This window comes from Streptomyces sp. N35 (assembly GCF_016464295.1).
Lineage (GTDB): Bacteria > Actinomycetota > Actinomycetes > Streptomycetales > Streptomycetaceae > Streptomyces.
The window spans coordinates 67,900-89,931 of record NZ_JAEIMH010000034.1 but is presented as its reverse complement, the minus strand read 5'-3'; the positions used below and the strand labels follow the sequence as shown (position 1 = coordinate 89,931).

Here is a 22,032-nt window from a genome sequence, read left to right as displayed (position 1 = left end):
CGGGTCCGTGGGCGGGGACACCGCGCGCGCGGCCGTACGCGGAGCGCGGCCGCGGCCCGAGCGGGCCAGGGGCCAGCGGGCGTGCGGGCCCGCCGGAGGCGGCGCCGGCTTCCTGCTGCTCGCCCTCGCCCCGGGCGCACCCGCCGGGGTCCTCGGCGTCGGCGCCTTCGTCGCGGGGGCCGCGCCCGCCGGCGCCGCGGGCGGGCTGCGCGCGCTGCTCCAGGCGATGGTCCCCGAGCGGGCCGTGGCGCAGGCGATGAGCTTCGAGACCATGCTCAACTCGGCGATCTGGGCCGTCTCCCCGGTCGCCGCGGCCTGGCTGGCGCTCGGCGTAGCCCCGTACACACCGATGCTGCTCGCCACCGTCCTGGTGCTCGTCGCGGCGGCGGGCCTGTGGCTGCTGCCCGCCGGCTGGCAGGCCGAGGAACACGAACCGGGCAACGGGTCGAAGGCCCGGGTCCTGGCGCGCGCCTGGCCCGCGTACGTGATGGGCGCGGCCACCATGTGTCTGCTCGCGCTCGCCGAGATCGCGCTGCCCGCGCTGCTCGAACAGCGGGACTTCGGGGTGGGCCTCGCGGGCCCGCTGCTCGCCGCGTTCGCGATGGCCTCCGCCGTCGGCGCCTTCGTCTACGGGATGCGGGCGGCCTGGCCCGGGCGGCTCGCGACCCAGAGCGCGGTCCTGCTCGTCGGCGTCTCGGCCTGTGTCACCGTCGTCGCCGTGACCCCCTCCGTCATCGCGATCGCGGCCGGGCTGACGCTCGCCGGAGTGCTGCAGGCCGGTGCGCTCCTCACCCGGAACCTCGCGCTGCGCGCCACCCTGCCGGCGAGCGCGCTCGCCGCCGGGTACTCGGTGATGTACGCGGCGGTGGGCGCCGGTTACGCCTTGTCCGGCAGCCTGGCCGGTTTGCTGATGAACCTGACGACCGCCTCGAACGCGATCCTCGCGGGCGTCGCCCTCACGCTCGCCCTCACGGCCGTCGGCCTCCTCGGCGACCGGTCGGCCGGCCGCTCAGGCCACCGGGCGCAGCCGAGCGTGATCTGCGCGGAAGGTACGCCGGTAAGCGGTCGGAGTGACGCCGAGCGCGCCCATTAGGTGCTGCCGCAGCGACTGCGCCGTACCGAATCCGGCATCCCGCGCCACCTGGTCGATGGAGAGCGCGCTGGACTCCAGGAGATGACAGGCCCGCTCGATCCGCTGCCGGGTCAGCCACTGCCCGGGACTGACGCCGGCCTCGTCGCGGAAGCGGCGCGTGAACGTCCGTACCGACATGGCCTCTTGGTCCGCCATGTCCCGCAACTGGATCGGCTCGTGCAGCCGCGCGAGCGCCCACGCCCGCGCCCTTCCGGTGGTCCCCTTCTCGGGTTCGGGCACGGGCCGCTGGATGAACTGCGCCTGTCCGCCGTCGCGATGCGGCGGTACGACGGTACGGCGGGCCACCTCGTTGGCGATGGCGGTCCCGTGGTCGCGGCGCACGATGTGCAGGCAGAGGTCGATACCGGCCGCGACTCCGGCCGAGGTCAGGACCTCGCCGTCGTCGACGAAGAGCACGTCCGCGTCGACGGCGACCGTGGGGAAGAGCTCCTGGAAGTGCTCGGAGTGCCACCAGTGGGTGGTCGCGGGCCGGCCGTCCAAGTACCCGGCGGCGGCGAGCACATAGCCACCGGTGCAGATCGCCACGAGCCGGGTGCCGGGGCGGATATGGGCGAGCGCGGCGGCCAGCTCCGGGGTGAGCCGGCCCTCCTCGTACACCGGACCGAGCTCGTACGAGGCCGGGATGACGACGGTGTCCGCGGTGGCCAGGGCCTCGGGGCCGTGCTCGACATGGATCGCGAAGTCCGCGTCGGTCCGCACGGGTCCCGGCGGGCGGATCGAGCAGGTGACGACGTCGTAGAGCGGCCCGCCGTCGGGGCCGACGGGCCGGCCGAAGATGCGGTGGGGGATGCCGAGTTCGAAGGGGAGCAGACCGTCGAGGGCGAGCACGACGACACGATGCCGGGGCGCCCTGGACAGACCCCGCCCTCCCGGGGGACGAGCCCCGTCCAGGCTATCGGCACCCACTGACAACGCCCGGTCCACAGCGGGACGCGCCGGGTCGCCCACAGCGGGACGCGCAGGCTTCCCGGCGCGGGCGGTCTCGACGGTCTCGACGGTCTCGGAGCTCTCGGAGCTCTCGGAGCTCGCGACGGTCTCGGAGGATCCCATGGCCCGATCCTATCGAATGCTGACCTTTGAGCCACTCGTTCGGGAAAGGCCCTCACCGCCAGGATGATCCCGTGACGCAGACATCCGGGGCCGAGACGCCGACCCACCAGACCTCCGAGGCCGGGACACCGACCCACCAGACCTCCGAGGCCGGGACACCGACCGAGCCGACACCCGGGGCCGAGACGCCGACCCAGCAGACAGCCCCCCGTAAGACTCCGCGCATCCACCGCGCCTGGTACGTGGCCGCCGTGGCCTTCGTGACGATCCTCGGTGCCGCCGCCTTCCGCTCGATGCCGGGTCTCCTGATCGAGCCGCTGCACGACGACTTCAACTGGTCGCGCGGCACCATCGGCCTCGCGGTGTCGGTGAACCTCGCGCTGTACGGACTCACGGCGCCGTTCGCCGCCGCGCTCATGGACCGCTTCGGCATACGCAGGGTCGTCGCCGTCGCCCTGACGATGATCGCCCTCGGCTCGGGTCTGACCGTCTGGATGGCGAACTCGCTCCAGCTGATCCTCTATTGGGGCGTCCTGGTGGGCCTGGGCTCCGGCTCGATGGCCCTGGCCTTCGCGGCGACCGTCACCAACCGCTGGTTCACCACGAGGCGGGGCCTCGTCACGGGCATCCTCACCGCCGCCGGGGCCTCGGGTCAGCTGATCTTCCTGCCGCTGATCGCCTGGATGGTCGAGGACGGTACGTGGAAGCCGGCCTCCGTGACCGTGTCCCTCACCGCGCTCGCGGTCGTCCCCTTCGTCTGGCTGCTGCTTCGCGACCACCCCGCGGACGTGGGCCTCGCGCCGTACGGGTCCGAGGAGTTCGTGCCCAAGCCCCCGCCCGCGCAGGGCGCGGCCCGGCGGGCGGTCACGGTGCTCTTCTCCGCCGCCCGCACCGGCCCGTTCTGGCTGCTCGCCGGCACCTTCGCGATCTGCGGCGCGTCCACGAACGGCCTGATCCAGACCCACTTCATCCCGGCCGCCCACGACCACCACATGCCCGTACAGGCCGCGGCCTCGCTGCTCGCCGTGATCGGCATCTTCGACATCCTCGGCACGATCTTCTCGGGCTGGCTCACCGACCGCTACGACTCCCGCCGTCTGCTTGCCGTGTACTACGCGCTGCGCGGCGTCTCCCTCCTCTTCCTGCCGATCCTGCTCTCGGACTCGGTCCACCCGCCGATGCTCTTCTTCATCGTGTTCTACGGCCTGGACTGGGTCGCCACCGTCCCGCCGACCATCGCCCTGTGCCGTGAGCACTACGGCGACGACTCGGCGATCGTCTTCGGCTGGGTGCTGGCCTCGCACCAGGTGGGCGCGGCCCTGGTCGCCTTCCTCGGCGGTGTGGCCCGCGATGTCTTCGGCACGTACGACCCGGTCTGGTACGCCTCGGGCGCGCTGTGCGCGGCGGCCGCGCTGATGGCCGTGGTGATCCGCAAGAGGGGCGCGGAGCCGGCGAGCGCGCTCTAGGGTCAACCGAGGTGCAGGTGGCAGGCGTTGTCAGTGGGTGCCGATAGGGTTCAAAGGGCTCGGCCCCCGGGAGGGCGGGGTCTGTCCGACTTACGGGGAGCAAGCATGCAGCAGCCGACCTTCATACTCGTCCACGGAGCCTTCGCGAACTCCTTCTCGTTCGCGCCTCTCCAGGCCGAACTCGGCCTGCTCGGCCACCGTTCGGTCGCCGTGGACCTGCCGGGTCACGGGTTCGGGGCCACCTACACGCGCGCCTACCAGGCGCCTCAGGACCCCGCGGGTCTGGCCACGGCGCCCAGTTCGATCACGGGTGTGACGCTGGCCGACAACGCCGCGTATCTGATCGGAATCCTCGAGCGAGCCAAGGCGAACGGTCCGGTGATCCTCGTCTCGCACAGCCGCGGCGGCGCCACCGCCACCGCGGCCGCCAATGCCCGCCCCGAGCTGATCGACCGTATCGTCTACGTCTCGTCGTGGTGCCCGGTCGACCTGGACGTCAACGACTACTACGCCGAGCCCGAGATGGCCACCGTCGACCCGGCCGCCTTCGCCGCCGCCGTGGCCGCGAACCCGGCCGAACTCGGCGCCCTGCGCGTCAACTTCCGCACCGCGGACCCGGCCACGCTCGAGGCGATGAAGGCGGCATTCTTCGCCGACGGAACCGACGAGCAGTTCCTGAACTTCCTGAACACCTTCCAGCCGGACGAGAACCTGGACGTCGGCACCTCGGACGACCGCGCCCAGGCGAAGACCTGGGGCACGATCCCGAAGACGTACGTCCGCCTCGCCGACGACGCCTCCATCCCGCCGGCCGCCCAGGACCGCCTGATCCGCGAGGGCAACACCCTGACCCCGGACAACCCGTACGACGTCCACACCATCGCAGGCAGCCACCTCAAGTGGCTGGTGGAGCCGTCCGAGGCAGCAAAGGTCCTGGCCGGCCTGACACCGTAAGCCGCAAGCCGTAAGCCGCAAGCCGCAAGCGATAGAGGGACCATCCGTCCGCGCCGTACCCGGCAATTCGGGCACGGTGCAGGACAGATGGTCCCTTTGCCGATCTGAGGGTCAGGGCCCCGCCACCGTCAGACGGTCAGGGCCCCGCCACCCCGCCACCGTCAGAAGGTCAGGACCCCCCGGGCCACGCGGCCGCCGTGGAGGTCGTCGGCCGCCTTGGCGAAGTCCTCGATGGGGTACGTGGTGGTGACCAGCTCGTCGAGGAGGAGCTGGCCTCGCAGGTAGAGGGAGGCGTAGAGGGGGATGTCGCGCTGGGGGCGCGAGGAGCCGTAGCGGCAGCCGAGGATGGACTTGTCCAGGAACATCGGCGCGGGCAGGAAGGACGCCTCGGTCTTCGCGCCGGTCATGCCGAGCAGCACGGCCTGGCCGTGGCGGTCGAGCAGGTCGATGGCCTGGCGGATGAGCTTCGGGTTGCCGACGCACTCGAAGACGTGGTCGGCTCCGGTGGGCAGGATCTCCCGTACGGCTTGCGAGGTGTCCTCCACCGCGGACGCGTCGATGAAGTGCGTGGCCCCGAACTGCCGTGCCGCATCGCCCTTGGCGGGGTTGGCGTCGACGGCGATGATCGTGGTCGCGCCCGCGATCCGCGCGCCTTGCAGCACGTTGAGCCCGATGCCGCCCGCGCCGATCACGACCACGGAGTCCCCGCGGTCGACGCGCGCACGGTTCAGCACGGCTCCGACGCCCGTGAGCACCCCGCACCCGATCAGTGCGGCGGACGTCAGCGGGATCTCCTTCGGGATCTTCACGGCCTGTACGGCTTTGACGACGGTCCGTTCGGCGAAGGAGGAGTTGGACGCGAACTGGAAGAGCGGGTTCCCGCCGCGTGAGAACGGCTGTTTGGGCATCCCGATCGCCTTGCGGCACATCGTCGGCCGGCCGCGGTCGCAGTCCGCGCAGGCCCCGCAGTTGGCGAGCGTGGAGAGCGAGACGTGGTCGCCTGCGGCGACATGTGTGACGCCCGCGCCGACCGCCTCGACGACCCCCGCGCCCTCATGGCCGAGGACCACCGGCACGGGGAAGGGGATGGTCCCGTCGACCACCGACATGTCGCTGTGGCACAGTCCCGCCGCGGCGACGGCGATGAGCACTTCCCCCGGCCCCGGGTCCCGTACGTCCAGGTCGTCGACCACCTGGGTCTGCTTGCCGTCGAAGATGACGCCCCTCATCGGTCCCCTCCTTGGGATCCCTGTGCTGAACCCTTGACTTCGGCAACCGTCCGGTTTGCCGAGGGCTCCTTGGGCAGCCCGAGCACGCGCTCGGCGATGATGCCCCGCTGAATCTCGTCCGAGCCGCCGTAGACGGTGTCGGCCCGGGTGAACAGGAACAGCCGTTGCAGAGCGTCCAGTTCATACGGATTGCTCTCGCTCCAGTCGTGCGGCCCGAGGGTCGCGAGCGTGCCGCGCACCTGCATCGCCAGCTCGCCGAGCCGCTGATGCCAGCCGCCCCACAGGAGTTTGGCGACGCTGGGCGCACCCGGGTCCGACGTGCCGCCCAGGGTTCGCAGCGCGTTCCAGCGCATGGTGCGCAGTTCGGCCCACTGCCGTACGAGCCGGTCCTTGAGCACGGGATCGCCGACGGCGCCGCTGCGGGCGGCCTCGCGCAGCACCCGGCCCAACTCCTCGGCGAAGCCGATCTGTTGGACGAGCGTCGACACACCGCGCTCGAAGGCGAGCAGCCCCATGGCCACCTGCCAGCCGTTGCCCTCGCCGCCCACCACGTGTTCGGCGCGCGCGACGGCCCCGTCGAAGAACACCTCGTTGAACTCGCTCGTGCCCGTCAGCTGCCGGATCGGCCGGACCTCGATCCGGCCCGGCTGGTCCATGGGGACGAGCAGGAAGCTGATCCCCTTGTGCCGCGCGGATCCGGCCTCGGTGCGTGCGAGTACGAAGCACCAGTCGGCGTCGTGGGCGAGCGAGGTCCAGATCTTCTGCCCGGTGATCCGGTACGTCCCGTCCGTGTCCCGTACGGCAGCGGTCCGCAGCCCGGCCAGATCCGATCCGGCCCCGGGCTCGCTGTAGCCCTGGCACCACATCTGCTCGCCCGAGGCGATGGCCGGCAGGAACTCCCGCCGCTGCTCGGGACTTCCGTAGGCGAGCAGGGTCGGCGCGAGCAGGTTCTCGCCGATGTGCCCGTACCGTCCGGGCGCCCGTACCCGGGCGTACTCCTCGGCCCAGACGACCTGCTGGGTGAGGGTGGCGGTGCGATTCCCGTACGGGCCCTTGTCGCGGTACGAAGCGGAGTCGCCGCTCCCGGGCGCGCCGGGGTCGGCGTGCCAGCCGAGGCCGATCCAGCCGCCCGCGCCGAGCTCCCGCTCCCAGGCCCTGCGCACCTGGCCGCCCTCGTGCTCGCTCCCGGGCCCGCCGAGCCCGCGGCCCGCCGCGAACTCGCCGGACAGGTGGGCCTCGAGCCAGGCGCGTGCCTCCGCCCGGAACGCCTCGTCCTCAACGCCGAACTCGAAGTCCATCTGCGCCCTCCTGTCTCGCCGTTGGGCCTGCGGCCGGCTCTTCTCCCCCGCCCCGCCCCGCCCCTTCCCGAAACCGGGGCTTCACCCCGGACCCCGGCATCCGAACTTCGTTCGGATCTGCTCAATCGCCGCAGGGGCTGAGATTGCCGGACCGGCCGGACTGCTACGTGTTCGGCCGGTCCTTCTTCGCCGCGGCCGCGGCCATCGCCTCGAGCTGTGCCAGCATCGGCATCGGGTCCGTGCCGACCGTGCCCGGCAGGAAGTCCGCGATCTTCTCGGGCGTCCACGCGCCGTCCGCGTATCCGGCCCGCAGCTCACGGGGCTGTGCCCATACCGCGATCTTGGGTCCGGCGATCGTGTACACCTGGCCGGTGATCTTCTCCTCGCGGGCCCGGTCGGAGAGGAGATACGTGACGAGCGCGGCCACGTCCTCGGCCGACCCGATCTCCTTCAGCTCCATCGGTACGTTGGCCGACATCCGGGTCCGCGCGACGGGCGCGACAGCGTTCGCCGTGACCCCGTACTTGTTCAGTCCGAGCGCCGCCGACCGTACGAGCGAGATGATTCCGCCCTTCGCGGCCGAGTAGTTGGCCTGGGCGACCGAGCCCTGGTGGTTGCCGGAGGTGAAGCCGATCAGCGTGCCCGAGCCCTGCTTGCGCATCACGGCGGAGGCGGCACGGAAGACCGTGAAGGTGCCCTTGAGGTGCGTGGCGACCACCGGGTCCCATTCTTCCTCGGACATGTTGAACAGCATCCGCTCGCGCAGGATCCCGGCGACGCAGACGACGCCGTCGATCCGGCCGTACTGGGCGAGCGCGGTGTCGACGATGCGCTGGCCGCCCGCCATGGTCGAGATGTCGTCGGCGACCGCGACCGCCGTACCGCCGGCCGCCTCGATCTCCTTGACGACCTGCTCGGCCACCTCGGAGGACGGCTCGCCGCCCTCGATCGAGACCCCGTAGTCGTTGACCACGACCTTGGCGCCCTCGGCGGCGGCCGCGAGCGCGACCGCACGGCCGATGCCGCGGCCTGCGCCGGTCACCGCTACGACCTTGCCTGCCAAGAAGTTCCCCACGTCGTGCCCCTTCCCGCGGTTTCTGACGGACCGTTAGATTCTAGAGGGCACTTGATACACGAGCACAAGCCCCAGCAGGCAATGGAGTTGAGGAGAACGCAATGGGTCTGCCACCCGAGTTCCACGACATCGCCAAGCGCGTCAACAACTGGGGACGCTGGGGCGCCGACGACGAGATCGGCACCCTGAACCTGATCACCGACGAGGTGGTCAGGGCGGCGGCGGCCGGGATCCGCTCGGGCCGGCGGGTATCGCTCGCACTGAATCTGCAGGACAACGGCGTGCAGACGGGCATGATCCCGGGCCGCGTGAACCCGATGCACACGATGGTGATGCTCAACTTCGAGATGTTCGGCCCCGGGACGGTCGCCACCACGGACGACGCGGTGACGATGGGCCTGCAGTGCGCCACGCACTGGGACGCGCTCACCCATGTCTCGCACTCCGGCAAGATCTACAACGGCCGTCCGGCGGACACCATCACGGCCCACGGCGGGGCCGAATTCTGCGGGATCGAGAAGGCGGGGCACGTCGTCTCACGCGGCGTGCTGCTCGATGTGGCGGCGGCGAAGGGCGTGGACCGGCTGCCCGGGGATCATGCCGTGACACCCGAAGACCTGCGGGAGGCTGAGGAGTTCGGGGGTGTCGAGGTCCGCGCCGGCGATATCGTCCTGGTCCGCACCGGCCAGATGCAGCTCTATCTCCAGTCCGACAAGCACGCGTACGCCACGCCGTCACCCGGTCTGTCGATCCGTACGCCCGAGTGGTTCCACGCCCGCGATGTCGCCGCGGTCGCGAACGACACCATGGTCTTCGAGATCTTCCCGCCCGAGATCGAGAACCTGTGGCTCGGGGTGCACGGGCTCCATCTGGTCGAAATGGGCATGATGCAGGGCCAGAACTGGAATCTGGAAGAACTGTCCACAGCCTGTGCACAAGAGCGGCGCTACGCGTTCCTGCTCTCCGCGATGCCGGAACCCTTCGTCGGCGGCACGGGCACACCGGTGGCCCCGGTCGCGATCCTCTGAGGGTCCGCCCCCGAACCGCCGGCCGGTGGGGCGCGCCGCACATGTGGGGCGCCCCACCGACCGCCTCCGGCGTTCGAAAACTGCCCTGTTGGCCCTGAGGGCTGACGCCAGACGCGCGACTCGCACTCGCCGAGGCCGTCAGTCCGTCACTTACACCCTCGACGTCCCCTCGCGGCGAATCGCCAACCATAAGCGTGATCAAACGGACACGTCACGTCAACACCCACTGGTCCGCTTCCTCACGTATCGCGAGGAATGTCGGGGAATCCAACGGCAGTCCGGGCGTCCGCCGGAGATCACACCGCGTGTACGACCGCGCCGGCCGGCAGTGCCAGCCCGTCCGGACAGGCGCTGTCGGGGCCGCGGTCCACCTCGCACCAGATCCGCTTGCCCCCGGATGACTCCTCCTGCCAGCCCCACCGGTCCGCGAGCCCGTCGACGAGCGCGAGGCCCCGGCCGTTCGTGTCGTCCCCGTCGGCGTCCCGTGGCTGAGGCGCTCTGGAGGAGGAGTCGGCGACTTCCACGCGCACGGTGCCCGAGGCGGCGGGCACGTCGGGAAGGAGCATGCGCAGAACGGCCGGACAGCCCGTGTGCACCACGGCGTTGGTGACCAGTTCGGAGATGAGCAGCACGAGCGTCTCGGCGACCGGCTCGTCCGCCTCTATGCCGCAGACGGCGAGCCGCGACCTGGCCCACCTCCGGGCGCGCCCCACCTCGGCAGGGTCGGCCCCGACCTCCATCTGAACTTGAAGCACCTGCACCGCTCACACCATCCGAATCCGGCGGGACCGCTGGGGCTCAGCCTCGTGCCACGTCAGGGTCACGGAACGTGATCCCCGTACGGAACAGCATGGTTGACGTACAGTCACCCCAACAAGCGCTTCGGGCATATTCCAGCGCGAAGGAGTACGCGTGCGGCATACTGTGCGACGCGCTTTGCGGGGGCTCGAACACTCGGACGCGAGACGGCGCCCGACGCTGCGAGCGGTGGACATCGCGGCCCCCGGGGCCGCCGCTGGGGCGCCTCCGATACGGCTCGGGAGCTTGACCACTCGCACCCCACGGAGCGTACCGGAGCGAGGGCCCGACTCCGTGACGTGACGAGTCGGCCGGGCGACTCAACCCGTTCGTGGCCCTGCTCCGTTACTCAGCGCTGTCGTTCAGGGGAAAGCTGGCGGGCGTCATCCCACTTCGACGAGCAGCTCCGCAAGAAGTTCCGTCAACGTGGCCTCGGACACCCACCGCTCCTTGCGCACCCAGGCGCGCTTGAGATGCAGATGGACATCGGCCTCCCATGTGAAGCCCATTCCCCCGTGCACCTGCAGACAGTCGCGCGCGCAGCGCACCGCCGCCTCGTCGGCGAGCAGTTTGGCGCCCGCGATATCCGCGAGGTCGCCGGTGACGGCGGCCGCGTAGACGGCGGCGCGGGCGAGTTCGGTGCGGGCCAGCATCTGGGCGCACAGGTGCTTGACGGCCTGGAAGGAGCCGATCGGCGCGCCGAACTGCTCGCGTTCGCCCGCGTATTGGACGGCCGTCTCGGTGGTACGGGCCGCGCTGCCGAGCTGTTCGGCCGCGGTGAGGAGGCCGACGAGCGGATCGCTCGCGGGGGCGGGCTCATGGAGCCGGTGCAGCGGGGTCAGCGGGTCGACGGAGCGGACGGGCACACCGGCCCCTTCCGCGAGCTCCTCGCCGGCCACCGTGTCCGAGGCCTCGTACCACTCGATCAACGGCCCGTCGGGCTGGGTGACGACGACACTGCCGTCCGCCGCTCCCTTGACCACCCCCGCAGCGAGGTGTGTGGCGATCAGCGGTCCGGGCAGCAGCGCGCGGCCCGCCTCCTCGAAGAGCAGCACCGCCTCGGGCAGGCCGAGCCCGACCCCGCCCTCGTCCTCGGGCAGGCGCAGCGCGAAGAACCCGGCCTGGCCCAGCTCCCGCCACAGCGCGCGGTCGAGGGCGCCGGGAGCCTCCACGGCCGCGCGCAGGGCATCCCGGCCGAAGCGTCCGGCGAGCAGCTCGCGCATCCCCGACTGCAAAGCCCGTTGATCGTCGGTCAGTTGGAAGTGCACGGTTCACCGGCCCTTCGGGAGGCCGAGGATGCGCTCGGCGATGATGTTCTGCTGGATCTGCGAGGTGCCGGCGGCGATCGTGTACGAGAGGGAGGAGAGCCGGTCGAGCACCCACTCGTGGTCCAGGTCGAGGGCGGCGGCGCCGAGCACCTCGGCGGCCGTGTCGTACAGCTCCTGACGTGCGTGCGAGTAGCGCAGCTTGAACACCGAGCCGCCGATGCCGGGCACTCCCCCGGTGGCCTCGGACTCGCTGACGTTCCACTGGGTGAGCCGCCACAGAGCCGCGAACTCGGCGCTGAGCAGGCCGAGTTTGCGCCGCAACGAGGGGTCGTCCCAGCGGCCGTTCTTGCGGGCCTCGGTGGCGAGCGCGGTGAGGGTGCGGCGGCAGGCGATCACCTCGCCGACGAACGCGGTGCCGCGCTCGAACGACAGGGTGACCATGGTGACCCGCCAGCCGTCGTTCTCCTCGCCGACCCGGTTGGCGACCGGCACCCGCACCTCGTCCAGGAACATCTCGGCGAACTCGGTCGAGCCCGCGAGGGTGCGCAGCGGCCGGATCGTCACCCCGGGCGCGTCCATCGGCATCGCGAGCCATGAGATGCCCCGGTGCTTGGGCACTGTTTCGCTGATGGGCTCCGTGCGCACCAACAGCTCGCACCAGTCGGCGACTTCGGCGTGCGAGGTCCAGATCTTGGAGCCGGTGATCACATACTCGTCGCCGTCGCGTACGGCCTTCGTGCGCAGCGCCGCGAGGTCGGATCCCGCATCGGGCTCGCTGAAGCCCTGGCACCACACCTCGTCGCCGCTGAGGATCGGCGGCAGCCACCGTGTCTTCTGCGAGGCCGTGCCCTCGGCGGCGATGGTCGGGCCCGCGTGCAGCAGCCCCACGAAGTTCGCGCCGACGTACGGGGCTCCGGCCCGCTCGGTCTCCTCCAGGAAGATCAGGTGCTGGGTCGGGGTCGCGCCCTTGCCGCCCGCGTCCACGGGCCAGTGCAGTCCCGCGTACCCCGCCTCGTACAGCCTGCGCTGCCAGCCCATGTCGTACGTGCGCCGGCCGGGCCAGTCGTTCGGGTCGGGTTTGGCCGGCAGCGAGGGCAGCACCTGCCCGAGCCACTGGCGCAGGCGTGCCCGGAACTCCTCTTCCTCTTCCGTGTACGTGAGGTCCATGGCCGTGGGCTACTTCGCGGCAGACGCGGCCGCTGCGGACTTCGCCGACCAGGGGAAGGTGACGCCCTTGTCGAAGTCCAGGTCGAGCATGCGGATGGCGTTGCCGCGCATCAGCTTGTAGATCGTCTCGTCGTCGAGGCCCTTCACGTGGTCGAGCGCGACCTCCTTGGTGTTGGGGAAGGTCGAGTCGACGTGCGGGTAGTCGGTCTCGAAGGTCGCGTTGTCGCGGCCGACGACGTCGAGCGAGGCGACCCCGTGCTTGTCGCGGAAGAAGCAGCAGAAGATCTGCCGGTAGTAGTACGAGGACGGCGGCTCGGGGATAAGGTCCCTGACCCCGCCCCACGCCCGGTGCTCCTCCCACACGTCGTCGGCGCGCTCCAGGGCGTACGGGATCCAGCCCATCTGGCCTTCGCTGTACGCCAGTTTGAGCTTCGGGAACTTGACGAGGACGCCGGAGAAGAGGAAGTCCATCATCGAGGCCATCGCGTTGTTGAAGCTCAGCGAGGCCTGGACGGCGGGCGGGGCGTCGGGAGAGGCGGCGGGCATCTGGGAGCTGGAGCCGATGTGCATGTTCACGACGGTGCCGGTGTCCTGGCAGGCCGCGAAGAACGGGTCCCAGTAGCCGGAGTGGATCGACGGAAGACCGAGGTGGGTGGGGATCTCGGAGAAGGTCACGGCCTTCACGCCGCGCGCCGCGTTGCGGTGGATCTCCGCGACCGCGAGGTCGATGTCCCACAGCGGGATGATGCACAGCGGGATCAGACGGCCGCCGCTGTCACCGCACCACTCCTGGACCATCCAGTCGTTGTAGGCGCGCACGCAGGCGAGCGCGACCTCCTTGTCGTGGGCCTCCGCGAAGGTCTGGCCGCAAAAGCGCGGGAAGGTCGGGAAGCACAGGGACGCCTCGACGTGGTTGAGATCCATGTCCGCGAGGCGCGCCTTGGGGTCCCAGCAGCCGCGCCGCATCTCGGCCCGGGTGATGCCCTCCAGGGTCATCTCGTCGCGGTCGAAGCCGACGGCGGCGATATTGCGCTTGTACGGGAACTTCAGATCCTCGTAGATCCACCAGTCCGTGGGTGGCCCGTCGGGGTCCATCGTGATCTGGTACTTGCCCGCCACGTAGGCGAGTTCACCGATTCCGGCGGTGAGCGGCTTGGGGCCGCGGTCCTGGTACTTCTTCGGCAGCCAGGTCTCGAAGAGATGCGCGGGCTCGATCACATGGTCGTCGACGCTGATGATCCGAGGCAGTTCCATGGGGGTCCCCTCACCCGACGCGCATGGGGCGTCGACTGTTTCTGATGGATCGTCAGATAGAGGCTAGCTCCCGCACCTCTGGACCGACAAGGCGCGGAGACATACGCTCTCGGCAATCTGACAGTCCGTCAGGAACAGGGGTTACGGAGGTCCGCGATGAGCGACGCAGCACAACTCGACTCGGCGCCCACGTTCTGGGAACTGATCTGCCGCCGCGCGGCCCGTACGCCGGATCGCCGTGCGCTCATCCAGGCGGAGGCCGACCCGGCGGACGACCGCACCCTCACCTTCGCCGGGCTGCGCGACCGCTCCGAGCGGGTCGCGGCCGGCCTGTGGGGCATGGGCGTACGTCCGGGCACGGTGGTCGCCTGGCAGCTGCCCACCCGTATCGAGACGGTGCTCCTGTCCGCCGCGCTCGCCCGTATCGGCGCGACGCAAACCCCCCTCATCCCCTTCTACCGCGACAAGGAAGTCGGCTTCGCGCTACGGGAGTCGAAGGCGGAGTTCTTCGCCTCGCCCGGCGTGTGGCGGGACTTCGACCACAGCGAGATGGCCCGCCGCCTGGGCGCGCGCGGCATCTTCGAGGCGTACGAGACGCTCCCTGACGGCGACCCGCGGATCCTGCCCCCGCCACCCTCCGAGGGCACGTCGGTGCGCTGGATCTACTGGACCTCGGGCACGACCTCCGACCCCAAGGGCGTGCTGCACACGGACCGTTCGCTGATCGCGGGCGGGTCGTGTCTGGCGCACGCGCTGCACCTGTCGCCCGACGACGTGGGCTCGATCGCCTTTCCGTACGCCCATATCGGCGGGCCGGACTATCTGGTGATGCTCTTCCTGTACGGGTTCCCGGCCGTGCTCTTCGAGAAGTTCGCGCTGCCGGGCGCGCTGGACGGTTACCGGCGGCACGGGGTGACGACCGCGGGCGGTTCGACGGCCTTCTACTCGATGTTCCTCGCCGAACAGCGCAAGAACCCCGACGAGAAGCTCATCCCCACCCTCCGTCTGCTCGCCGGCGGTGGCGCCCCCAAACCGCCCGAGGTCTACCACGCCGTCGTACGGGAGATGGGCTGTCAGCTCACGCACGGGTACGGCATGACGGAGGTGCCCATGATCACCATGGGCGCTCCCGACGACAGCGTCGACAACCTCGCCACGACCGAGGGCAAGCCGCCCTCCGCGATGTCCGTCCGCATCACGGACGCGGACGGCAAGGAGCTGCCGGCCCGGGTGGACGGCGAGGTGCGGCTCAAGGGCGAGGCGGTCTGCCAGGGCTATCTGGACCCGGCCCGGACGGCCGAAGTCTTCGACGCGGACGGGTACTTGATCACGGGCGACCTGGGGCATGTGACGGAGACGGGCCATCTGGTCCTGACGGGCCGCGCCAAGGACGTGATCATCCGCAAGGGCGAGAACATCTCGGCCAAGGAGATCGAGGATCTGCTGCACCAGCACCCGTCGGTGGGCGACGCGGCCGTGATCGGGCTGCCGGACGAGGTGCGGGGCGAGCGGGTGTGCGCGGTGGTCGAACAGCGCGCGGGATCCGGGCCGTTGTCGCTGGCCGAGCTGACGGACTATCTGCGCGCGAAGGGCCTGTCCACCCACAAGCTGCCGGAGCAGCTGGAGGTGGTGGACGCGCTGCCACGCAATGAGACCTTGCGGAAGGTCCTCAAGTACAAGCTGCGGGAGCGGTTCTCCTAGACGGGGAGCAGTGCTCCTGGACGGGAGCGGTTCTCCTGGAACGGCATCGGGGCGGGTCCCGTGCGAGACCCGCCCCTCCCGTACAGAAGCTCTACGCCTCCGGAGCCGGAGTGGTGAAGTACGCGGCGAACGCGGCGAGCAGCTGCTCCTCCGAAGGGACGCGGCCCGTTCCGTCCGGGTCGAGCGCCGCGGTGGCCAACGGGAGCACGTCCGGCGCGACACCGAGGACCCGCAGCACCCGCTCCGCGGCCGGCACCGTCACGCCCGAACCGTCCGTGTCCGCCACCGCCACCACCGCCCGCAGGAACGGCCGCGCGATCTCGGCGAACCGCTGCGGGCTGTCCCGCAGCCGCTTCACCGCCCCGGTCACGAACTCCTCGCGCGTCACCCGCTGGTCCCCGTCGACATCCGCGATCCCGGCCATGCCCTGCCAGAACGCCTCGGCACCGATGTACAGCGCCTGCCCCTTGTCGCAGCGCGCGGTCACATCGAACTCGGCGAGCAAGGCCTTGGCCGCGGAGGAGAAGTCCTCGCGGTCGATATAGCCGTTGCCGTCCTGGTCGAAGCTGGCGAAGCGGGCGGCAATCCTGCGCTCGTACTCTGCGCTCTCCATCTCGGCGGCCTCACTCGTGATTGGTCGGGGCGGTTGCCATCTCGTCAGGGGCGAGCGTACGTCGGCGTATGGGCCGAGGACCCGAAAAGTTCCCCTCCGTATCAGGACTATTGAGAATCTGCGACATGCCGCAGCGGTGCGTGTCTGCGTGATCGACTGTGCGTATGGAGGCAGTCACCAGTGTCATAGCCGTGCTGGGAACTCTGCTCGGCGTCGGGGTCTCGCACCTCTTCCAGGGCCGCTCGCTGCGACGCGCCGAAGTGTTCTCGCGCGGCGAGCGGTTGCGGCAGGAGCGGATGGAGGCGTACACGGCGTTCGCGGCGGCGCTGGTCGCGTTGCGGCGCGCGCAGACGGAACGCTGGTTGCTCGACCGCGGCAAGCCCTTCGACGAAGGCGAGCCCGCCATGCGCGCCCGCGCCTTCGATCTGCGCAACGAGGCGTACGACGCGTTGTTCCGCGTGCAGCTCGTCACCGAGCGGCCCGAACTGGTGCGTCGGGCGGAGGAGGTCCTCGAAGGGGTCGGACGCATCAAGCAGGCCTGCGACGAAGCGGAGTTCGACGTGCGTCGTGCCGAGGCCAAGCAGCAGATCCACGCGTTCGTGGCAGAAGCCAAAGGGCACCTCGACTGAAACGTCCGCTCCGTTACGCCGACAGCGGCTGGGCCGCGTCGTCGGAGGCGGAGACCGCGTCCGGGTAGACCTCGAAGAGGCGGCGTACGCCGAGGGCCGCGAGGACCCGGTTGACGTGGGAGCCGTCCTCGGCGCCGCGGGCCGGCAGGATCAGGCGCAGCCGGCCCGAGCAGGAGCGCAGCAGCCGGCGGGACGCGATCAGGACGCCGACGCCCGAGGAGTCGCAGAAGAGGACCTCGGACAGATCGAGCACGACGTTGCGCCGGCCGTCGGCGACCGCCTCATGGACACGCTGACGCAGAGCGGGGGAGGTCACCAGGTCCATTTCACCGCTGACCTGGATGACGGCCCAGCCGCCCCGTTCTGCCTCGGTCACTTTGAGCGCCACGCCATGCCTCTCGTTCGCTCGCCCGGGCTTCGGTCCCGTACAGCTTCGGAAAACGGGAAGCCCCGAAGATCCGGAAGCACTTCCTTCGCTTCCTGTTCTCGCGGCTGCCCCGCACCTTCCTGCTGAAACACAGGAAAGCCCTATCACAATTCGCCGGATTCGATCTATCTAGATCGACTTCGATCAGGTTCGTTCAGTTGCTCTGCGCAAGGGAAGGTGACGCATTCGTTACCATCCCCGGCCCGCGCGTGGGCGCACATTGCCGCAAAGGGGCGTACGCCGACCGCGCCTGCGACTACATTCGAAGCTCAGGGAAGCAAGGCGGAGGGGGCCTGATGGCGAAGGACGCACCACCCCGCTGGGACCGCAGGATGCAGCAGCGGCTCGCGCGCGGGGAGGCCGCGGCGCTCGGCGAGCTCTACGACCGCTTCGCCTCACTCGTCCACAGCCTCGCCCACCGCGTACTCGACGACGAGGACGCCGCCGACCGGGTCACCCGCGAAGTCTTCGCCCACGTCTGGGAGAACCCGGAGGCGTACGAGCCCAAGCAGGGCTCGATGCGCTCGTGGATCGCATCGCTCGCCCACCGCCAGGCCGTGCAGCGGCTGCGCAAGCAGGGCGCGGCGGCGCTCGCCGAGGGCGGCGAGGGCAGCGCCGAGGACCTGGAACGCAAGGTGCGCGAGGCATCGGCGGCCGCGCGCGCCGACTACATCGTGACCTCGATGCCCGCGCCGCTGCGGGCCGCCCTCGAGCTCGCGTACTTCCAGCGCCGCGACTACCGCCAGACCGCCGCCGACCTCGGCGTCACCGGGGACGAGGCGCGGCGCCGGCTGCGGCTCGGGGTGCAGCTCCTGTCCTCGGGCCACGACCAGAAGAACGCCGGCAGCCCCTGGCGCCGGGGGTACGGGAGAGCCACATGAATCCCGATCCGTTCGGCCCGGGCGAGGCCCGCCCGGGGGACGACGAGCGTCCGGGGGCCTCGTCCCAGGCGCGGATACCGTCCCCGCGCGAGTCCGTCGAGGACAGCGGGCTGCCCCTGCCCGAACCGGAGGCTCCCCCGCCCCCGGTCCTCGAACACGACGTGCTGAAGTCGCTGCTCGGCGCCTGGGCCCTCGCGGCCTGCGCGCCCGAGGAGGCGGCCGCGGTCGAGCTGCACCTGGGCACCTGCGGCCCCTGCGCCGACGAGGCGCTGCGGCTGCGGGACGCGGTGGGACTGCTGCAGCCGGAGGAGAGCCTCGACCTCGATCCCGGGCTGCGCTCGCGGGTCCTGGCCGGCTGCCTCGACAAGCGGCCGCCTCGGATACCCGTACCCGACTGGGCCGTTGCGTACGACGCGGAGACCGCGCGGCTGGACGCGCTGCTCCAGGACATCGGCGACGGCGAGTGGCACGCCCCCGTACGTCTGAAGTGGTACGACGGCGAAAGCGACCGCCCCGTGAACCGGCGGACCACCGTCGCCGGGGTGATCGCGCATCTGCTGACCGTGGACGGTCTGGTCGCGGTCGCGCTCGGCCTGGAGGATCCGCTCGGGGAGCTGGCACCCGAGGAGCCCTCGCCGCGGGCACGGACCGAGACGTACTGGAAGGCCTCGCACTTCCCGCCGACCCGTACGGTGCGGATGCCGTGGCGGGAGCAGTCGCACGCGCTGGTGCGGACGGTGTCGTTCGCGGGTGGTGGATCCGGCCAACTCTCGGTGCCGTACGGGGCGTTCAGCCTCCCGCTGCGCGACTCCCTGGTGGACCGCGCCTTCGAGTGCTGGGTGCACGCCGGGGATATCGCGGATGCAGTCGACTACCCGTACGAGCCGCCGGCGCCGCGCCATCTCAACCGGATGATCGACCTCGCGGCCCGCATGCTGCCCTCGGCCCTGGCCGAACGCCGCCGCGAAGGACGTGCCGCGCCGCCCAAGAGCCTGGTCCGCGCGGGCTCCCCCGGCCGGAGCCTGCGGCTCGAGGTCGAGGGCTCGGGCGGCGGCGAGTGGCTGATCGCCCTGGACTCACCGGGCGCGGTGGGCTCCGCCGAGCACGAAGTGGCCCATGTCGCCCTGGACGGCGTGGAGTTCTGCAGACTCGCGGCGGGGCATGTGCTGCCGCAGGAGGCCGCCGCCGGTCAGGACGGGGACCGGGAAGCGATCAGAGATGTGCTGTCCGCCGCGGCTTCTTTGAGCCGGATGTAGAACGCCGCGGCCTCATTGAGCCGGATGCAGCACGGGCCTCAACGGCGCGGCAGGGCGCGGATCGCACGCCGCTCACGGCCTCCTGGTCATCTCAGGAAGAAGCCGAAGAGGTGCCCGAGGGCATTGGTGGCCCAGTGCAGCCCCATAGGTGCGAGCAGGCTGGTGCTGCGGCGGCGCAGCTCGCAGAAGAGGCAGCCCGCCGCCGCCGTGAACAGCACCGCACCGGCGTCGATCAGGATCATGCCGAGGAGGGTGTCGCCGAAGGCGCTGCCCAGGGCGGGCTTGGCGTCGGCGAGTCCGAGCGAGGGCAGGATGTGCCAGACGCCGAAGAGCCCGGACGAGATCAAGGTCGCGGCCAACGGCCCCCGGCTGCGCAGGATCAGTCCGTACAGGACGCCCCGGAACGCCACTTCCTCCAGGAGTACGGTCCCGAGCGGAACGGTGAGCAGGACGCGCACGGCCACCTCGCCGCCGCTCGATCCGCTGGTGCGCTGGTCGGTGAAGAACTGGCGGGTGAACGGCAGCAGAGCGCCGACCAGATAGACGAGGGCCACGACGGCGATCAGCGCGAGCGCCCAGCGCAGTCCGCGGGCGAGCGTGTCACGCGCGAGACCCACCTCGGACCACTGTCCGCCGGACCAGGGGACGATCGCGAGCAGCACCCCGGTGGCGGCGAGGGAGAGCAGCAGCGTCCACGGCTGGGACCACTGGTGGGCGGCGACATTGGTGAGCAGCAGGACGAGGAGTACCGCGGCGACGGCCGTCGGCGTGGGGACGGGACGCCGCAGCGACCAGCGCCGGGGCTGCGGACCGTACGGCACGGAGGTGCGGCCTCCCAACGTGCTCACCTGCACGGACAAGTGCTGACCTGCCCATCGTGAGCCCTGCGGCGGGCCGGGGCGAGCGCACGCGGGCGCCCCGGCCCGCCCGAAGGGCCGACCGTCCGGTGCTCGACTAGCGTGAGATCATGCACCGCGCCATGCCGCGCTGGACCGCCGTCCGGGAGCGGCTCGCCCGTATCGCCAAGGAGCCGTACTGGGACCGGCCCGACAGCTCCTACCTGGTCCGGCGCTGGCCCGACCTCACCGCGCTCTGCTGCGCGACCGTCTTCTTCTGGCTGTCCCTGACCCCGTCGCTCGTGCCCCGGCCCTGGCTGCTTCAGGGCGTGGTCGGCGGGATCAGCGCGGCGCTCGGATACGGGTTCGGCGCGGTGGTGAGCACCGTATGGCGGGCTCTTTCCGCCCGTCGGCCCACCGAGCGCGTGCGGGCGCATCTGTGGCAGGCGTACTGGGTGCTCGGTCTCCTCGTCACCGTGTGGCTGATCACCCGCAGCGCCCACGCGCAGATCCGGCTGCGTGAACTCCAGGGCCTGCCACCCTCGTTGACCTGGCACGTGCCCGCCATCATGCTGATCGCCCTCGTCCTGTGGGCTCTTCTGCTGCTGTGCGCCCGCGGGATCCGGCTCGGGACGCGGACGCTGATCCGGAGGCTGCACCGCTACGTTCCGCGGCCGGTGGCCATCGCCGTCGGGGTCGTGCTCAGCGCGCTGATCGTCACGGTGGGGCTGCGCGATGTCGTCTTCCAGCGCGGCGTCATCGGTCTCGCGGACCGCATCGCGTACGCGACCAACGGCGGTACGAGGGAAGGGATCCGGCCGCCGGTCTCCCCGCTCGTGTCGGGCGGTCCCGGATCGCTCATCTCCTGGGACGACCTCGGATTCCAGGGGCGTGTCTTCGCGGGGTCCACGCTGACCAAGGAGCGGATCGGCGCGTACACCGGCAGGCCCGCCAAGGATCCGGTCCGCGTCTACGTCAGCGCGTCGGTGCCGGAGGTCTTCGGCAGCGACACCCCGTTCGAGACCAAAGCCCGGCTCGCCGTACGGGAGTTGGAACGCACCGGTGCCTTCGACCGGGACGTGCTCGCGATCGCCGGGACCACGGGGACGGGCTGGGTCAACGCCGACATCGTCGAACCGCTGGAGTACATGCACGACGGCGACACCGCCACCGTCGCGGTCCAGTACTCCTACCTGCCCAGCTGGGTCTCCTTCCTCGTCGACAAGGAACGGGCCGGTCAGGCCACCCGCACCCTCGTCGAGGCGGTGCTCGCCAAGGTGTCCGCGCTGCCCGAGGAGGACCGGCCCAAGGTCGTCGTGACCGGGGAGAGCCTGGGCGGTTTCGCGATCGAGTCGTCCTTCGACGGCCTGCGGGACCTCCTGGCCCGTACGGACGGGGCCCTGCTCGTCGGTACGCCGAACTTCGCGCCGATCTCGCAGGAGATCCGGGACCACCGCGAGTCCGGCAGTCCGGTCTGGCGCCCCGTGCTCGACGCGGGCAGGAACGTACGGGTCGGGCAGTTCGTCCCGCAGGACCTGAAGCAGCCGCCCTCGGCCTGGGGGGACCCACGGGTCGTCTATCTGCAGAACGCCTCCGACCCGGTCGTGTGGTGGTCGAGCGACCTTCTCCTGCACCGGCCGCAGTGGCTGCGGGCTCCGCTGGGCCCTGACATCACCCCGGCGATCCGCTGGTTCCCCCTCGTCACCTTCTGGCAGACCACCATCGACATGGCCGTCTCGTACGGCGTGGAGGCGCCCCACGGGCACCGGTACGGGGCGGCGCCCGTGGACGCCTGGGCGGCGATCGTGCCGCGCGCGGGCTGGACGGACCAGGACACCGATCGGCTGCGGGCGCACATCACCGCACGTCCGTCGCCCTGAACGACGGGTCGGGTTCTGAACGACCGGTCGGGTTCTGAACGAGCGGCCGGGTTCTGAACGGGCGGTCGG

20 protein-coding genes are annotated in these 22,032 nt (G+C 71.0%); 9 read left to right on the top strand and 11 right to left on the bottom strand.

The annotated features are described in order from the left end of the window. Nucleotides 1-1,093 (top strand): MFS transporter (locus JAO81_RS20180; RefSeq protein WP_199549282.1); only part of this gene is annotated, 1,093 nt, incomplete at its 5' end. Here the strand turns inward: JAO81_RS20180 and JAO81_RS20175 are convergent. Next, nucleotides 1,010-2,203 (bottom strand): GlxA family transcriptional regulator, encoded by a 1,194-nt coding sequence (locus tag JAO81_RS20175; RefSeq protein ID WP_233415637.1) that lies wholly within the window; start codon nt 2,201-2,203, stop codon nt 1,010-1,012. The two genes, JAO81_RS20180 and JAO81_RS20175, sit on opposite strands and share 84 nt — an antisense overlap. A gap of 224 nt (nt 2,204-2,427) precedes the next feature. Here JAO81_RS20175 and JAO81_RS20170 point away from each other — a divergent pair, with 224 nt between their 5' ends. Next, the gene (locus tag JAO81_RS20170) at nt 2,428-3,669 is read left to right on the top strand and encodes an MFS transporter (protein ID WP_307813504.1); all 1,242 of its coding nucleotides are present in this window, start codon (nt 2,428-2,430) and stop codon (nt 3,667-3,669) included. A 105-nt stretch (nt 3,670-3,774) separates the two neighbouring features. Then, entirely contained in the window at nt 3,775-4,623 is an 849-nt protein-coding gene (locus tag JAO81_RS20165) for an alpha/beta fold hydrolase (RefSeq protein WP_199549280.1), read from the top strand. Between the two features lie 161 nt (nt 4,624-4,784). Here JAO81_RS20165 and JAO81_RS20160 read toward each other — a convergent pair whose 3' ends face one another. The 3 genes from JAO81_RS20160 to JAO81_RS20150 all read right to left on the bottom strand — a co-directional run bounded on the left by JAO81_RS20160 (nt 4,785) and on the right by JAO81_RS20150 (nt 8,225). Continuing rightward, nucleotides 4,785-5,852 (bottom strand): Zn-dependent alcohol dehydrogenase, encoded by a 1,068-nt coding sequence (locus JAO81_RS20160; RefSeq protein WP_199549279.1) that lies wholly within the window; start codon nt 5,850-5,852, stop codon nt 4,785-4,787. Then, complete coding sequence (locus tag JAO81_RS20155) at nt 5,849-7,150, bottom strand: acyl-CoA dehydrogenase family protein (RefSeq protein WP_199549278.1); 1,302 nt, start codon at nt 7,148-7,150, stop codon at nt 5,849-5,851. The genes JAO81_RS20160 and JAO81_RS20155 overlap by 4 nt, the downstream gene beginning before the upstream one ends. Nucleotides 7,151-7,313: 163 nt before the next feature. After that, nucleotides 7,314-8,225, bottom strand: a complete 912-nt coding sequence (locus JAO81_RS20150; RefSeq protein WP_199549277.1) for an SDR family NAD(P)-dependent oxidoreductase — start codon at nt 8,223-8,225, stop codon at nt 7,314-7,316. Nucleotides 8,226-8,326: 101 nt separating this feature from the next. On the opposite strand from JAO81_RS20150, the gene JAO81_RS20145 reads away from it, so the two are divergent. Next, nucleotides 8,327-9,253: a cyclase family protein gene (locus tag JAO81_RS20145; protein WP_199549276.1), complete on the top strand. Its 927-nt coding sequence runs from the start codon at nt 8,327-8,329 to the stop codon at nt 9,251-9,253. A gap of 296 nt (nt 9,254-9,549) precedes the next feature. Here JAO81_RS20145 and JAO81_RS20140 read toward each other — a convergent pair whose 3' ends face one another. The 4 genes from JAO81_RS20140 to JAO81_RS20125 all read right to left on the bottom strand — a co-directional run bounded on the left by JAO81_RS20140 (nt 9,550) and on the right by JAO81_RS20125 (nt 13,740). Continuing rightward, nucleotides 9,550-10,014, bottom strand: coding sequence for an ATP-binding protein (locus tag JAO81_RS20140; protein WP_199549275.1), 465 nt, complete (start codon nt 10,012-10,014; stop codon nt 9,550-9,552). A gap of 420 nt (nt 10,015-10,434) precedes the next feature. Further along, nucleotides 10,435-11,319: an acyl-CoA dehydrogenase family protein gene (locus tag JAO81_RS20135; protein WP_199549274.1), complete on the bottom strand. Its 885-nt coding sequence runs from the start codon at nt 11,317-11,319 to the stop codon at nt 10,435-10,437. 3 nt (nt 11,320-11,322) lie between these two features. Further along, complete coding sequence (locus JAO81_RS20130) at nt 11,323-12,486, bottom strand: acyl-CoA dehydrogenase (protein ID WP_199549273.1); 1,164 nt, start codon at nt 12,484-12,486, stop codon at nt 11,323-11,325. Between the two features lie 9 nt (nt 12,487-12,495). After that, a complete protein-coding gene (locus JAO81_RS20125; protein ID WP_199549272.1) occupies nt 12,496-13,740 on the bottom strand; it encodes an amidohydrolase family protein in 1,245 nt (414 codons plus the stop codon). 156 nt (nt 13,741-13,896) lie between these two features. On the opposite strand from JAO81_RS20125, the gene JAO81_RS20120 reads away from it, so the two are divergent. Next, nucleotides 13,897-15,441, top strand: coding sequence for a class I adenylate-forming enzyme family protein (locus JAO81_RS20120; RefSeq protein WP_199549271.1), 1,545 nt, complete (start codon nt 13,897-13,899; stop codon nt 15,439-15,441). 91 nt (nt 15,442-15,532) lie between these two features. On the opposite strand, the gene JAO81_RS20115 is transcribed toward JAO81_RS20120, so the two are convergent. Beyond that, on the bottom strand, nt 15,533-16,054 hold the full coding sequence (locus JAO81_RS20115; RefSeq protein ID WP_199549270.1) for an EF-hand domain-containing protein: 522 nt from the start codon (nt 16,052-16,054) through the stop codon (nt 15,533-15,535). Nucleotides 16,055-16,218: 164 nt separating this feature from the next. On the opposite strand from JAO81_RS20115, the gene JAO81_RS20110 reads away from it, so the two are divergent. Then, nucleotides 16,219-16,683, top strand: coding sequence for a hypothetical protein (locus JAO81_RS20110; protein ID WP_199549269.1), 465 nt, complete (start codon nt 16,219-16,221; stop codon nt 16,681-16,683). Between the two features lie 13 nt (nt 16,684-16,696). On the opposite strand, the gene JAO81_RS20105 is transcribed toward JAO81_RS20110, so the two are convergent. Then, nucleotides 16,697-17,071, bottom strand: coding sequence for an STAS domain-containing protein (locus tag JAO81_RS20105; protein WP_199549268.1), 375 nt, complete (start codon nt 17,069-17,071; stop codon nt 16,697-16,699). A gap of 332 nt (nt 17,072-17,403) precedes the next feature. Between JAO81_RS20105 and JAO81_RS20100 the strand changes: the two genes are divergently transcribed. Together JAO81_RS20100 and JAO81_RS20095 are read left to right on the top strand one after the other, a co-directional pair. Further along, nucleotides 17,404-17,991: an RNA polymerase sigma factor gene (locus tag JAO81_RS20100; RefSeq protein WP_199549289.1), complete on the top strand. Its 588-nt coding sequence runs from the start codon at nt 17,404-17,406 to the stop codon at nt 17,989-17,991. Further along, complete coding sequence (locus JAO81_RS20095) at nt 17,988-19,247, top strand: maleylpyruvate isomerase N-terminal domain-containing protein (RefSeq protein ID WP_199549267.1); 1,260 nt, start codon at nt 17,988-17,990, stop codon at nt 19,245-19,247. Before JAO81_RS20100 ends, JAO81_RS20095 begins: the two co-directional genes overlap by 4 nt. An 86-nt stretch (nt 19,248-19,333) precedes the next feature. On the opposite strand, the gene JAO81_RS20090 is transcribed toward JAO81_RS20095, so the two are convergent. After that, nucleotides 19,334-20,095, bottom strand: a complete 762-nt coding sequence (locus tag JAO81_RS20090; protein WP_307813503.1) for a CPBP family intramembrane glutamic endopeptidase — start codon at nt 20,093-20,095, stop codon at nt 19,334-19,336. Nucleotides 20,096-20,214: 119 nt separating this feature from the next. On the opposite strand from JAO81_RS20090, the gene JAO81_RS20085 reads away from it, so the two are divergent. Next, entirely contained in the window at nt 20,215-21,963 is a 1,749-nt protein-coding gene (locus tag JAO81_RS20085; protein WP_199549266.1) for an alpha/beta-hydrolase family protein, read from the top strand. Nucleotides 21,964-22,032: the final 69 nt, after the last annotated feature.